Here is a 13,965-nt window from a genome sequence, read left to right as displayed (position 1 = left end):
AATAGATCCTTCTTTCCTATTTTTCTATTTTTTATTCTACATCTGCGGTTGTTCTCTTTCTAAATCATCTTGCTAGTTTCATACTATTCTATGAACAAATTTTTTATTTCGAATTGATAAACTCATTTTCAGTAAAAAGAAGGTTTAACTCTTTTTCGAAGTTTTGACTAGAAAGAATATGCAACCGCTCAAACGCTTCTTTCTCCAAGCTCTGTACCTCAAAATAATCTTTAAATGTATCTAACGAATCGTAAATAATCCGACTAGGTGTTACATACACAACATGATAGTCTAGTTTGTTTTGAAGCAAAGTAATATATTTCGGAAAAATCGATCGAATGTATCGATTTTGCGACTTCAACGTCAATTCAATTTCAAAATACCAATCACTTCTCTCTCCATACTGGTTTTCAAAACGCAACATATAATCTGATACATGAAAAATTGTTCCTTTTTTTAATTTTGAAAAATCTTTTTTCTCATACATCTGCCGACGTTCGCTTTGTGCAAGGTAAAAGGTAGGCTTTTGCTTCGCAAAAGCCAGCGACTCTATTAAATAATTGGTTACTTCGATATGATGTTTCAGATTATATTCCGGAACTTTTGGGAAAGAATACAACCCACCGATTGAGTTATGCCCTTTCTTTGTTAGAAAAAAGTATCGAATATTTGAATCTTTTTTCATTTGAATGTAGTCAACCAATTCAAGTTTGAGCAATGAGGTTAACCGCCTATAAACTGAACTTTCATCAAAAAATATTTCTTGATTAATCAATTTACAAATTTGTTTTACAGTCATAATCCGCAACTCATGCAATAGATTCAAAATCAGCCAATCCGTATTTACTTTTTGATAACTAAAACAAGTACCATACAATAATTCTTTCATTAACTTTCCTCCATACTTATTGAGTGAATCTCTTTTATTGTTTTGTGTTCTGGACAGCCCCAAGAACATTGGGGCGCAGTCCCAGGGGTTGATTCCCCCTCTTTCAAAAGAGCTTGAAAGAGGGGGGAGGGGTTGAGCTTTTGTTCTCCTTTTTTGATTTATATCTGAATGTGTCGAAAGATTGTTTTCCTCCATTTTTTATTTCCAGTTCAAGTTTTCGATCGTTTAGCGGGCGCGCCAGGGCTTGTTTATTGGCTTCACTCGTTCTGTATTCTTGACCATTTACGTCTAACAAGTGGGTTTTTCCCACGTTGGACGTAAATGGTCAAGAATTTTGCTTCCGCAAAAAGAACGAGTGAAGCCCGTCCTATCAACGTTTTGCCCCGGCGCGCCCGCGTCGCCCTGTTCTTACCCTGTTCTTACCCTATTCTTACCCTATTCTTACCCTATTTGCAAAAGTGCGATCAAAAAAACGGCCGTTTTTTTATTTCCAGCTGACTTTTAGATGATTTGAATTTTCGTTTCCATTGCTTTTTAATCAAATCCACAATTGTTTTTAATCGATTTTCTTGCCTTGTTTTGATGAAACATTGACAGAATTTTGTCGAAACTTTCGAATTACTTTATCAAAACTTTTGGCTTACTTTGACGAAACTTCGACAAATTTTTATCAAAACTTTGTCAAAACTCCTCTCAAGTTTTAGCGAAACATTGACAGAATTCCCCCGAAAATTTTTGAATCGTTCAAGTGAAATTTTGCTATTTCTTCGCACAAAAAAAGGTAAATCTCCAGAAAGATTTACCTAATATTTTATTATTCCTTACCGATTATTTCCACTAACTGATGGTTCTTGGCTCTCGCTTTGTTGGACTTTTTTAAGATTTCTTCGATAGTTTCAAACGTATCGATGTCCAATTGACATAACCAAAGCAACGCACTTTTCTCTCTTGTCGTCCACTCAATTTTTGGGAAATGCGATAGAAGTTGGCGATATCTTGTCCGTTGTTGAATGGGCGCAAGCTGCCAACGTTTTTCAAAAATCATTTGTTCTTCCATCATCGTTCCCCCTAAAAATAGCGTTGCCTGAAACTTCACTAACGGGCAACGCAAGTCTAAATGACAAACAAATCTATTTCTACTATATCAAGATTTCCCCAAAAAATCTATTCTGATTTTCCTCTCGGAAGAAGCTTCCAATGATAAGGAAGTTCATATACTTTTATCCAGATGAATGTTTTTTCCAGCGTTTCTTCAATCAATTCCGCCAATTGAATAATTAACAATTCCGGTTGTTTTTCACAAAGCATCCGTAACATCTTTAATTTTTCTTGTTCTTTTTTCTTTATTTTTTTATTCGAAGGCATCAACATTCCTCTCCTTTGTCTCTATTCATTTCCATCCAAGCCTGTGACATTCTCCTTTGTTCTTGCTGCCGATTTACATACAGTAGATGCCGTTTTTTTACCGCATAAATCGTTTTTCTCGTCAATTTTAGCTCCCTCGCAATTTCCGCAATTGAGATTCCCTTAGCCAGTTGTTGAACAATTCGATCCTATACAAGCTTGTCAGCGCCTTGCACTTCAACATGATATTTCACCGGACGTCCTTTATATCTTCCTTCCTGTTTAGCAATCTTGATTCCTGCTTTTTTGTCGTTCTTTCAACTTTTTCTTTGTAAAATCTCGCAAAAAGAAACTGTCCCCTACGGGCATACCCTTAAGAGACAGTTTCACAAAAACTATTGAATATAAGAATAGGAATCTTTCCATCTTCCTATCAAAAAAAAAGACTTCGCTCCCTCTTCAGATACAAACGAAGTCTTTCTTTGATACTTATAGAAACCAAATCCAAATTTGTTGGCACTAATTCTTTAATAAACCGTTAAAATGATTTTCTAACAACAAGCGGAAGTTAACACTAGAGATATCTGCTTTACCAAATGAAAAAACATCATCTCCATCAATATAAAAATACCTCTTTTTCCGACCATATTTTAATTTCAAACAATACTCTCCCCAAAAAGGAACTTTTTCTATTGAAAAAGTTATCACTTCTTGATAACTAATCCTGGATAACAAAAACTCAAAATGATCTTCCTTTTTGTTTGTTTTTTCCTTAACAATTAGTAATTCTTGCTTTAAAAATACCAACCAACAAATATCCGTAAAAAATAGTTGATAAATACCATTCCCGCCACCAAGCATATTTAGAACAGGGGAACAGGCCTTTTCCACTCGAATATAATTATGATTTAAATCAATACTTTCCGCCAACATGGCTTGTTTAAACTCATCATATTCATCTTCTAATGTCTTCATATCTGATACTATTCCATTGCACAACTAACTGCAGCTGTTGCGATTCCTGCTACAATGTTTATCTTGGCCAATTCTTTGGCCGCTGCCTTTCCTAATTGTTTTTCTGCAATATCTATTAAGATATCCGCTGCTTTTTCAAAATTGAAAGCCTTCAATGCTTCAATAAAATTTCCTTGTGTGCCTATAGCCCAAGCCACTCCACCACCAGGTAACGAATTGACTGCAACACAACCAGCATATCGTTTCCAATCCATTCTCTGTAACCTTGGCACAACAATATGTTCATAAAATACTTTTGCAGCTTCGCCTTGTTCATTTTCTTGATTTGCACGTTCACGAATCGCATTGAAATCTTTCAAATGATAAACGCCCTTTTCATCAAAAGATCCAACCGTTTCAAAATAAAAAGTCAATTCGTCTATCAATTCATTTTTAATTGTCTGATTCACTTCATCATTTTCTTCTGCCGCATATACACTTGTTCCAACACCAGTTAATACACTAAATCCAAGCAATAACACCCCAACAAACGAAAACAACTTCAACAATCGAAACATTCTATCTCCTCCTTTTTATTTGGCTAGTAGTTATTTTTACTTTTTTTGTCGTTTCCAAAGCGAACTTTTCCCGCTTTCTGTTTTACTCCTTTCTGCCTTGTAACAACCTTCACAACTGGAGTGTGCCACATCTTTCATCGAAAAAACAGTCTATTCTTTTTGCTTTTTTCACAGTATAATTACTCTTATGACCGTTATTTGCATTGTCGATAGTTCTTGTTCCTTTAAACTTCATTTGATAATTATAGTTATTTAATAAGCACTTTGTTTACAAACCTCAGAAAAATTCACCCATCTCCTATCAAAATATTTTATAGTTTTTTACCTCACTCGTTTCTTTTTGCTTCTTTTTGACTTCTTCCAGCAGGATTGGCAACATAAACTTTTCTTGCCTGCTCGCGTATGCTCCCTGATTTCCGATAGACGACAAACTCCCCTTGACGGATATCTCTTATGTCATCTGGATGGACAACGAAGTTTCTAACATTACGCATCGTCCCTCTTGATGCAACCCAATCAGTTTTTTCCAAGTCACTATAACCTGCTTCTTGTTCAATAACAGACGTCTTTTCAGTATCGTTATATGTTCCAATAAGTGACGACCATACATCGATTTCTTTAGATGCGTTTGTTTGTCCGATAAAATACGTATTACAGTTTCCTAGCAATTGTTCAGCTAAAATCTCATCGACTGCTGAAATATCCGCAATCATTTGCGGACTGAAGATTGTATGAAGTCCTGCTCCACGGCCTTTGTTAACTGTATCTAGAAAGTCTTTATTAATGTATACCGACGGTTCATCACAGATTAACAAAAATGGCGAAAACTCATCTTTTCCATAACATTCTGACGCCAAGTAATTGATTTCACTCACAAAAAATTGAGCTAACGTCTTAATGTAATCCTTGTATACCAAACCATTTAAAGTGATAAACATGATTTCTTGATTCTTACTATCTTCCAATAGATCTAGTTCTTCAATCCCTTCTTCTTCCGTATTAAACAGATCTCCAAGTTCACTATCTAATAACATATTGATATTGGTTTGTAGTGACTCTGCTGTCGCATATAAGTAAAAGGGGGAATCTTTATGGTCATAACGCATAAATAATTTTTGAAATAACTCCCTCTGTTTTTCTTCTAACAAATCACAATGGCTACGAATAAACCAATATAAATCTTCAAGGGCCATTTCTTCCGGTTTTAATTCCACGATCACATCGAGTTCTTGCTTTGAATCAGACTGAAGGTCTTCTGAAAGCTTTTGTAATTTAGTCTTTTTTCGTTGTTGTTCTCCCTCTTCTTCCTGGACTTCTTTTCTTTTCTGAATTTTCTTTTTCTGTTTTACAAATAAGAGTTTTTCTTTTTTCTTTACTTCTTCATTAAGAAAAAGCATGAGTACCTTTCTAGGTGAAAAATACTCAGATAAATTAGCTAACGTACGCGAAAGTTGAAATGTATCCAACAATAAAACAGTTGATTGTAACAAAGATTTCGCTGCTGCTGAATAGAAAACACTCTCGGTTTCCGCTAGCGTTACTAATCGATCGCGGATCATTACACTATTTCCATGTTTAATCGGATTATAGCGGACGTTTTCTGTATCGCTGAACACCTTTACTTTCTTTTTATGCTTACTAGCAATCGTACGAATAGAGTTCAACGTATCCTTGGCACCTTTGCCATCGATGTAGAAAATCGGTATCTTGTTTCGTATAGCATGATCAACAAAAATCATTAGCAGTGTTGTCTTCCCACTCCCCGTTGTCCCATCAATTAAAGCATGCTGATTAAGTTCAGAAAACTTCATTGTATATCGTTTTCCGTACTCTTCTACTCCGATGAAAATAAGATCGGAAAACTGCGCTTCCTCTGTTTCTTCTCCTGATAAAAGCGCATTTTGTCGTTCAGCACGAAAGATTCGTTCTTCTTTCGCTACTAACTCAAATTTATTTTCACGACGCTCCTTGTATTCTTTTGACTGCTTTATCTCAATAATTTCTTCAGACTTCGCTTTGACCTTACGCTTATCGATAAAGGCATTTACGCACAAAAGGATAAACGCCTGACCGACAGCACCTAGCAATAAAGCAAGCAAAGAGACAAAAGAAAAATGTAACGTTGTCGGAAAAAGATTGAACGGAAATAGAAGATAACACGATAGATACGCTTCGGGAATCACGAATAAGAATAGCATTGCATTTAAAACAAACGTGATTATGGCCGCAAGGACAAATGTCGAAAAATGTCTGGTAAAGAACGATTCGTAATCTAGTTGTCCTAAATGTTCACGATATTCCTTCCTATCCTTATGGCGAAAATAAAGAACGAGAGGTATCCCAACGATCAAAAAAGGATAGAAAAAAATACCCCAAAAAACAATTGAGGTATATAACAGATCTACTCTTCCTGTCGGTTTTTGATTGGCATTATGATGATTTTTTTGGAACGTTTGATCAAAGAAACTAAGATTCATCTTTTATTTCACTTCCTTTTTTGCTTTTTTATTGGTATTCGGATTTTATTTACTCGGTTTCGTTTTGAAAAACTCTTTTCTATTTTTGGCTCTTGTTCCTGTACGTTTCTTATCCCTTTTACTTGAGATTGCAATTTCTTATCCAACGATACTTGCCGTTTATTTGAATCAATTCTTTCGTTTTTTTGTAGGATTTCGCCAGTTTCTTTGTTGTATTTCACACCGTTTCTTTGGCCAACGTCGTGGACGCGTACTTCTTTTTTGTTGCTAGTATTTCCTAGAGTTTGTGTCGTCTTGTTTAACTTATTCGTATCTTTAGGCTGTGAGGATCTACTGTCGGAATTTCTTTGTTTTGCTCGTTCAACTCGTTCATCTTTTTCACGTTGCTGATTACGAGGATTAGCGACCGACTTAATAAACTTACCCTCTGTTTTTTCATTTGAAACCTTCTGAGCGTGCTTCTGACGCGCCTCTTGATCATTGTCAGATTGATTCTTCGGTATATTTCCTTTTTTGAGTTCATTGGATGATCCTGATTCCGATCGATTTTCTGTATCTTCAGTCGCTTCAGGCGTAGGACGTTTCACTTGGCGTAACCGTTGTCGGTTCAATTCTTCGGAGTCGTCTCCTTGACCACTTGACTGGCTGCCAGCTGTTTGATCCTCTCTATTTGTCAAATCTTTTTGAGCTTCAGCAACTTCTTTTCGTTTTCTAAGGCGTTGGTTTTTAGCATCTTTGTTCTCGGCATTTTGATTAGCATTCTTGCCAGATCCAAGTCCATTCTCATTTTCTTCTGTGCCTGGAGAATTTGCTTCCGTGTTATTGCCTGCCTTACTTAATCGATCAAAGCGAGCTGTATTCTTCTTGTTAGTCTTTGTTTGCTTCGGAGAATTAAGCTCATTTGTCGGATTTTTACCGCCACTTTCTTCTTGTGCTTTTTTCTTCTTCTCAAACTCTTTTCGTTTTCGGTCTCGATCCTTTTCACGCTGACTCCGTTCTTTTTCTCGCTGGTTATTGACTCTTTTAGCAGACTGAAAAGGATGAAAAGCTGCATTGATCATGCCACCCGATAACAACCTTACTCGAGAAGAGAATACACTAGCTAACAGATATCGGAACACATAAATGGTCAGCGGTGCAAGTATCCAAGCAATAATGGTAATAATAGACTTAATAACACTGTCTGAAGACTGAATAGTTTTATACCCTAAAGCGATATAACTCACAAAAATCAGTGTAAACAAGGATAAACCACTCTTGATTAACGATAATGAGAAAAGCCCTTTGAAATAACCGCCAAGAATACCACTATCAACGAAGCACATAGCTAAGAACAGTGCGATAGGTAGGAAAACAGGAATAATAATTAGCAGTAGCTGTAGCGCAATTCGCAGCATGCCCAAAATAGAAAAGACAATGGTTTGAATCCCGTTTGTTAGAATATAAAGAACATTGAATCCAGTCAGCGCAAGACTATTGGTATAGGAGATCGTTGAATTATTGAGTTCATCCGCTTCATAATCTGTTACTTTTTGGACAAATTTCACTTGCTTCTTACTAGCGCCATCATTATCAAGCAATGCACCAATTCGGTCATATGACTTCCCTCCGTATTCAATCGTCTGTTTCCGAATCTCTTTTGTATGGTTTGTCCCATAATTCATATATAAATACGGCTGATAGACATTCGAATAAAACACTTCCGAACGAACTTTTTCGGCCACCGTCTGGTTTGTATTTTCATTTGGTTGGAATTGAGGATTGACACCTGCAAACATGTTTTCAATTTGATGATCGACCTCCAACACCGAATCAAAAAAGAATTCATTCCCTTTTGGCGTAGTAAACGTCGCAAATGAAATGCCCACGAGTAATGCAAGGCAAAAAATTTTCACAGCTTCAATCATTCTTCCTGAAGCTGTGAATCTTAAGATCATTACCAAAGCGATTATGACAATGCCTAACGTCATAGCACCATCGTTCATTTTTTCCGCTAGTAACAAAGCCATATCTTGAAAAGGTTCTTTCACCTCTTTTGCAATATCTATCGAAAATAGGATATGCGTTAATTCGGCATTAAATTTCCCAATCATAACAACAATCGAGAAAGTAACGTTTTTCAGCCATGAGTTCGCATTTTGTAAGAAGGTATTAATAATATTCAACGAATCATATTCAACATTCATTAAGCTAAAACTATTATCCTTATAACGATCATATATTTCATCTATATCGTCCGTAGGGTCTTTTTTTTGTACGTCGAAGGAATCGTCTTCTTCATTAACACTTATTCCAGAATTGCCCCTTTCGCCACTATTCCCGCTAGTTCCTGAGTTGCCGTCTGAACCAGAATTTCCATCAGAGCCATTGTTTTCGCTTATTGTAAGACCAATTACATATGGTGAACTGGCCGCTTCAGCTTGTGTAACACTTGCGAGTAATCCAGAAAAAATGAACGTAAAAAATGCTGCTATTCCTAGCAGCTGCCATCTTATTTTCACCTGATGCCCTCCTTTACTCGTTAAAATTGATTGACTGTCTCAAGTTCTAAGGCTCTTTGGGTTGTTTCATCTGTCGTATCTGTTGTTTTGATCGCTTCTAGCCATTCCACAAACAACACATCGATCGCAATCGGCTGATTGCGCCCCATATGATCATGAAAAAGACACGTTCCCTGTTTGAGATTTTTCAACATTTCTATGTTGTCCTTGTTTACAGACATACCGAAAAACTTCAATACTTTTCTACACTGTTCATCGGATCCTGGACGAAAAGCAAACTTATATGAAACGAGATCTTCCATTTCATCACTATCGTTATCAGAATGTGACTGTGTTAACGCATAGATATCAGTATTATAGGCTCGACCTTTACGAAAGCCATTTTCTACTAACTCTTGTCCTCGAGGGGTACTTGTAAAGCCTTTGGCTTCATCAAAAATAATACTTGCATCTTCGTTACTATTCGTTGAAAACACATCAACTAAGTGCATAATGACATCCATAATTGCTTCACTGGCAATTTTTTCATTCCCTAAATTGTCACGATCATTCTGCTTTTCTTTCTCTGTAGGCATTTTCAACCCTTGAATCCCTAATACATTTACTTGTGCAGAAAAATTAAGCCCTTTGCTATCATTTTCTCCAATAATTACTTTCCCGATCCCTTCTTTATAACTTTCGATAGTCGTTCCTAAATCTTTATCTTTGGATTTGATTACTTGGATCACATTGGAAAGATTCGTTGGAATTTCCGGACGATCCATCACATCATTTAAAGCTTCTACTATGATCGCTTTGTATTTTTTAGCAGTTTGAGGATTTTGATTTACTTCCCCTAGAATGTTCAAAATGGTTTTGGCTTCAACTTTTGCCTGTTCTGTTGGCAAAATCAGCAAAGGATCTAACATTCCTCTTGAATGTTCCTCTGTGGAAATAGTGATAAAATTAATCGACTCACATAAAGTGATAAATTCAGACATGTAATGAAATGTTTCCGTTGCTTTTTTTACAAATTTTTCCATTTCATTTTTAGGATCGATATAGAGAGTCTTTTGGCCAAAGAAAATGAGCCAAAAAAAAATATATTTGACAAGCATCGATTTCCCTTGCCCAGATGGACCTTCTATGACAGTATTTCCGTTTCTATGAAGACTACCCTCAATGTTTTTCTTTGCTAAATGCGGCGCAAACCAAATTAGCTGGCTTGAATATGCAAGAGCTTCGTCAACATCACGATATTTTTTTTGATTGATTCCTCTCCCCAGTGGAAAGCCGTACACATTACCGATTGTCCGATACAAATCTAATCCAAGGTCAATTACGTAACCTGTAGTTACCTTTAACTCATAGTCTTTAAATGTGTATGGCGTGGCTAAAAGAGATTGATGGAATAGTGTCATTTGATCGGCTTGCGGTTGATAGATTTTATAGGCAGTTCCTTTTAGGATACTTTTTAGATGATTTATTCGAATTTTTAATTCATCTTCAGCCGTCGCTGCAATAACAAACCACCCGGACATATTCACTACCCGTCGATCTTCTCGCTTCAAATCACGATTTAATTGCTTTAAACGCATATCTCCTTCTAAAATAACTTCATCATCATCTAATTCCGCATCTGCTAGATCGGCTTCATCCATTTGATTCTTAATTTTCTTAAACATTTTCCGCACATGAGAAATATCTGCGGACTTATTCGCAAACCGTAAGCGAAGTTGTGTTTCAATAGGGAAATAACAACTTGTCTGAACTTCTTGAATAAACCCGCTTCCTAACAAACTGCTCGGCATTTCGATGAGTGGAAGAAACGCTTCACAATACGAACTACCGATGTGTCGATGAATCAAATATCCTTCTTTACTATTCGATAGTTCTCCTTCGTTTACCTCAAATTTCGAGAATGTTGTAGGTAAAACTTTTTTTCCTCTATGGAAAAAGTAGTACATTACTTTCTCCAATTCCTTCTCTGAGGGACGTCGAATAGTTTTATAAGCACTGAGATCTTGAAAAAGCGTTTCTTCTTTTTTCACATAAACACTTGGTGCCACTTGTGTCGCCGCTGGTTGACCAGTCACAATCTCATTGAGCCTAGCTCCTAAATAGTTTTTGAATAACTCATAGTATTCCTTAGGTGTCACTACTGGAGGAACGGTCGTTAATTTGGCTAATAGTAGGGTAGAATATTTTGTGACTTGAAGTCCTCTATCTAAAATATATGCCGCTTCATCATAGTAATAACGTCCGACATCTGCCAACTCTCCTTTTACTAATTCATCTTTTATCGTTTGGAAATGCTTCGTTAAAGAAAAAGAAGTGGGGATATTTATAAAATGATACTCATATTCATCATGTGCAAATATATTTTTTCCCTCATCCACATACGGCTTAAAAAATTCAGGATCATTTACCGGGAAATAAACATTATCCAAAAAATATGCGACCCAAATATCCCCATTTTTAGCGAATAAAAAATTACGATATTGCGCTTCAATTGGATATTCTGCAAGGGCAATCTTTGTCTTCATTTTCTTTTCCCTCCTTTTTGATATGTAATTATAAACTGGTCATACACCACCAAGTCTTCATGTTCAATCTTCACTTCTTTGGTTTTCCCATATCGAATCTGACTTACTAGATAACGATACGCATTCTTATTATCCCAAGTCATCGAAAACAAAATCCAAGAGAAAAGGATAATGAAAAAGATAATAATAAACCAAGATTTAGAAAAGAGACTGCTTATAAAAGCAATCCCTTTAATAGCTGTTATTAAAGCAACAATACCAAAGAGCACGATAAATACTGTAGTGGTCACTACATAGGACAGTTTCAACCCGGCAGGAAAGAAACGGGAAAGATTAAATGCTCCTATTTTATAAACCTTATGCGGTTGTTTCCACTCTTTGGTATAATTATATTCCACGAAATACACCTCGAATCATTTCACTTGATCCTTCAATAATAGGAGGCACAATAAATCCAGTTTTCACGATCATTTTTGAGAACCACTCAGAAATTGCTTGTAAATTCCCTAAAATCGCAAACATAACACCAATCCCTACCACGATAAGCAAGGTGCCAAACATTGCACCTGCGCCTCTGGTTAAGAGCGCACCAAATCCTGCAATTACTCCACAAAATACTAAAATAAAGTAAAATTGTGGGGCAAAATTATTCCATAAACTTTCAAAATTTAAACTCATTGTAATTCCTCTTTTCTAGTTATTTTTCTTATTCTGACAAGCCTTTTACAAAATAGCTATCCGTTGTTTTTTCAATTTGGACGTGGAAATAGGAAGTTAATTCACTATTTTCTATATAGAAGAATGAATATGTTCCTTCCACAATGTACATGCCATTCTTTTCAACGATGTTTTGAACATTCACATTATTAAGTGACTCCGCATTGATTCCCTGAACATTCGAAATAAATTTCAAGTTCCGATCATTGGTCACATACAATTGAAAAAAGTCTCTAATAAACGCTTCAATGCTATTTTTCTCAGCGCTATCTACTTCGGTTCCTTTCGTAAAATAGATTGACTGATCATACGCATACGTATTTGACTGATTATTTTCAGATGGTTCAATGTTCAAATAGGTTGGATAATTCACGACTTTAAAGTCTCCATTTGCCATGGACGTCTCCAACTTCAGCTGTGTCGTAACCGATTTATCCGATGTTTCATAGGTTACCTCATAGGTAAACGCATAAAGTGCGTCTTTCCCACTCTTTGTAATATGGCTAGAGATCAATTCAATTCGCGAAACACTCTGTTTTGTCTCTGAATTCTGACTAAGAAAGTTCATGCTATTTAGATTGGTAGCTAACTGCCTTTGCAGCTGTTCCTGTCTGCTTTCTCGATTTGTCTCATCAACAGTAAAAAGCAATCTTATGAAGTTCTTTGCGTAAAACTGCGCTTCAGACTGATCCATAGTTTCTGTAGCGCCTCGGCCACTCGCTTCGGCTTGTGCCAAATTTTTGTTCGCCAAGTCAAGAACATAATTGAAACGGGTAAAATTCATCATATTCATTCCTAGCGAAAATAAAAACACTGTCCAAAAGAAAATGGTCAAATAGCTTCGAATCCCCCGCTTTTCAAAACGTATACTTCGAGTGCTTCGCGCTATTTTTTCCTTCTTCATTTTTTTCTTCTTATTAGAAGACTGTTCCTCCAGCACAACGGGGGACTTCTTGAACGCTTGAGGATTATAGGAGATTTTCCGTTCACTCATTTACAATTTGAAACCTTTCTAGTAATGGTTTTTCCAGCTTGTCCGCAATAATTACTTGATCGACAAGTACATTTGCCCCTGATAAGAATTCTTTTACTAGTGCCCACTGTGCTTTTGTAATCTGAAATTTCTGTTGCAGAGGCTCGTAGTACAATCTGCTACCAATTCTTAATTTTTTTCTATGAATCAGCCACAATACATAAACAACTGCTTGTTCTTTATTGCATAAATGGGAAAAACCCACGGCAATTTTTTCTTCTGTTTCCTTTTGATGGTCTAACTGGATTTCTTGATCCATTCTTTTTCCCTCCTACTCACAAAAACAAGCAACTATGATAACATTCATTTCTGCTTGTTTCTTCACGTATTTCCTACCGATTTCCTTCTTCATAAAGATCTGGAATTGGATTGTCATATGTTCGTGTATAGTATACTTTCCATTGGTCATCTTCTGTTTTGCGGTATTGTGCCCATAAAAACAAGTACTGGCTTTGATCTTGATCATGGTTATAGAAAATTTCTACTGTCGATAACACTTCGTAATTCACTTCATCCAATTGACGGAAGTAGTTCCGATGATCGACTAACTTTGATGTGAGTTCCGGATAGCCTTCTGGTTCTTTATCTAAATACAAAGCCTTAACTCGCTGCTCATTATAGATAAACGAAATCAACGTCTCATTCTTTTTACTTGGACTTTCGAAGGTAAACATTGCTTCTACAAATTGATCATGCGTCTTCAGTATCGACTCTTCTAGTTTAGCTTTTTCTAACCGCGCTTGATCTTGATCATTTTTTGTCCTTTGTTCTTTCCATGTTTCTAACTCTTTTTCTAAGACTTGTATTCGCTCCTTGTCACTAACTTTTTCCACGGATTCCATCGTTGGTGATTCAGTGTCTCCTTGTAAGCCTTTTGCCACAAAAAAACCACCCATAAACAATAAGATGACAAAAGTACTAATTGTATGTTTCTTTTTCACCTCTTC

The 13,965-nt window shown here is 36.3% G+C and carries 14 protein-coding genes; all 14 read right to left on the bottom strand.

Going from position 1 to position 13,965, the window contains the following annotated elements; genetic code table 11:
• Positions 1-103 precede the first annotated feature (103 nt).
• The 14 genes from IGI96_RS14925 to IGI96_RS14860 all read right to left on the bottom strand — a co-directional run bounded on the left by IGI96_RS14925 (position 104) and on the right by IGI96_RS14860 (position 13,959).
• Positions 104-1,084, bottom strand: a complete 981-nt coding sequence (locus IGI96_RS14925) for a replication-relaxation family protein (protein ID WP_438785307.1) — start codon at positions 1,082-1,084, stop codon at positions 104-106.
• A 619-nt stretch (positions 1,085-1,703) separates the two neighbouring features.
• Positions 1,704-1,946 carry a hypothetical protein gene (locus IGI96_RS14920; RefSeq protein WP_438785306.1) on the bottom strand — a complete coding sequence of 81 codons (243 nt, stop codon included), beginning with the start codon at positions 1,944-1,946 and terminating at the stop codon, positions 1,704-1,706.
• Between the two features lie 107 nt (positions 1,947-2,053).
• Positions 2,054-2,254 (bottom strand): hypothetical protein, encoded by a 201-nt coding sequence (locus IGI96_RS14915; protein WP_438785305.1) that lies wholly within the window; start codon positions 2,252-2,254, stop codon positions 2,054-2,056.
• A complete protein-coding gene (locus IGI96_RS14910) occupies positions 2,254-2,406 on the bottom strand; it encodes a hypothetical protein (RefSeq protein WP_438785460.1) in 153 nt (50 codons plus the stop codon). Before IGI96_RS14910 ends, IGI96_RS14915 begins: the two co-directional genes overlap by 1 nt.
• Before the next feature lie 346 nt (positions 2,407-2,752).
• Complete coding sequence (locus tag IGI96_RS14905; RefSeq protein WP_438785304.1) at positions 2,753-3,208, bottom strand: hypothetical protein; 456 nt, start codon at positions 3,206-3,208, stop codon at positions 2,753-2,755.
• An 8-nt stretch (positions 3,209-3,216) separates the two neighbouring features.
• The gene (locus tag IGI96_RS14900) at positions 3,217-3,765 is read right to left on the bottom strand and encodes a peptidase (RefSeq protein ID WP_438785303.1); all 549 of its coding nucleotides are present in this window, start codon (positions 3,763-3,765) and stop codon (positions 3,217-3,219) included.
• A 326-nt stretch (positions 3,766-4,091) separates the two neighbouring features.
• Positions 4,092-6,242, bottom strand: coding sequence for a TraM recognition domain-containing protein (locus IGI96_RS14895; protein WP_438785302.1), 2,151 nt, complete (start codon positions 6,240-6,242; stop codon positions 4,092-4,094).
• Positions 6,243-6,250: 8 nt separating this feature from the next.
• Positions 6,251-8,743, bottom strand: coding sequence for a hypothetical protein (locus IGI96_RS14890; protein WP_438785301.1), 2,493 nt, complete (start codon positions 8,741-8,743; stop codon positions 6,251-6,253).
• Between the two features lie 20 nt (positions 8,744-8,763).
• Positions 8,764-11,268, bottom strand: coding sequence for an ATP-binding protein (locus tag IGI96_RS14885; protein ID WP_438785300.1), 2,505 nt, complete (start codon positions 11,266-11,268; stop codon positions 8,764-8,766).
• Positions 11,265-11,666: a TcpE family conjugal transfer membrane protein gene (locus IGI96_RS14880; protein WP_438785299.1), complete on the bottom strand. Its 402-nt coding sequence runs from the start codon at positions 11,664-11,666 to the stop codon at positions 11,265-11,267. The genes IGI96_RS14885 and IGI96_RS14880 overlap by 4 nt, the downstream gene beginning before the upstream one ends.
• Positions 11,656-11,946, bottom strand: a complete 291-nt coding sequence (locus IGI96_RS14875; protein WP_438785298.1) for a hypothetical protein — start codon at positions 11,944-11,946, stop codon at positions 11,656-11,658. Before IGI96_RS14875 ends, IGI96_RS14880 begins: the two co-directional genes overlap by 11 nt.
• A 28-nt stretch (positions 11,947-11,974) precedes the next feature.
• Positions 11,975-12,769, bottom strand: a complete 795-nt coding sequence (locus tag IGI96_RS14870) for a conjugal transfer protein (protein WP_438785297.1) — start codon at positions 12,767-12,769, stop codon at positions 11,975-11,977.
• 202 nt (positions 12,770-12,971) lie between these two features.
• Positions 12,972-13,277: a hypothetical protein gene (locus IGI96_RS14865; protein ID WP_438785296.1), complete on the bottom strand. Its 306-nt coding sequence runs from the start codon at positions 13,275-13,277 to the stop codon at positions 12,972-12,974.
• 73 nt (positions 13,278-13,350) lie between these two features.
• A complete protein-coding gene (locus IGI96_RS14860; protein ID WP_438785295.1) occupies positions 13,351-13,959 on the bottom strand; it encodes a hypothetical protein in 609 nt (202 codons plus the stop codon).
• Positions 13,960-13,965 lie beyond the last annotated feature (6 nt).

Origin of the sequence: Enterococcus sp. DIV0421 (genome assembly GCF_051713745.1) — a bacterium.
Taxonomy (GTDB): Bacteria; Bacillota; Bacilli; order Lactobacillales; family Enterococcaceae; genus Enterococcus_D; species Enterococcus_D casseliflavus.
Note: the sequence above shows the minus strand (reverse complement) of the source record. Positions and strands in the feature narration are given on the sequence as shown.

Excerpts from the sequence above, each read along its gene's own strand:
- IGI96_RS14925 (WP_438785307.1), bottom strand. The coding sequence starts at position 1,084 with ATGGAGGAAAACAATCTTTCGACACATTCAGATATAAATCAAAAAAGG.
- IGI96_RS14920 (WP_438785306.1), bottom strand. The coding sequence starts at position 1,946 with ATGGAAGAACAAATGATTTTTGAAAAACGTTGGCAGCTTGCGCCCATT.
- IGI96_RS14915 (WP_438785305.1), bottom strand. The coding sequence starts at position 2,254 with ATGCCTTCGAATAAAAAAATAAAGAAAAAAGAACAAGAAAAATTAAAG.
- IGI96_RS14905 (WP_438785304.1), bottom strand. The coding sequence starts at position 3,208 with ATGAAGACATTAGAAGATGAATATGATGAGTTTAAACAAGCCATGTTG.
- IGI96_RS14900 (WP_438785303.1), bottom strand. The coding sequence starts at position 3,765 with ATGTTTCGATTGTTGAAGTTGTTTTCGTTTGTTGGGGTGTTATTGCTT.
- IGI96_RS14895 (WP_438785302.1), bottom strand. The coding sequence starts at position 6,242 with ATGAATCTTAGTTTCTTTGATCAAACGTTCCAAAAAAATCATCATAAT.
- IGI96_RS14885 (WP_438785300.1), bottom strand. The coding sequence starts at position 11,268 with ATGAAGACAAAGATTGCCCTTGCAGAATATCCAATTGAAGCGCAATAT.
- IGI96_RS14875 (WP_438785298.1), bottom strand. The coding sequence starts at position 11,946 with ATGAGTTTAAATTTTGAAAGTTTATGGAATAATTTTGCCCCACAATTT.
- IGI96_RS14870 (WP_438785297.1), bottom strand. The coding sequence starts at position 12,769 with ATGAATTTTACCCGTTTCAATTATGTTCTTGACTTGGCGAACAAAAAT.
- IGI96_RS14865 (WP_438785296.1), bottom strand. The coding sequence starts at position 13,277 with ATGGATCAAGAAATCCAGTTAGACCATCAAAAGGAAACAGAAGAAAAA.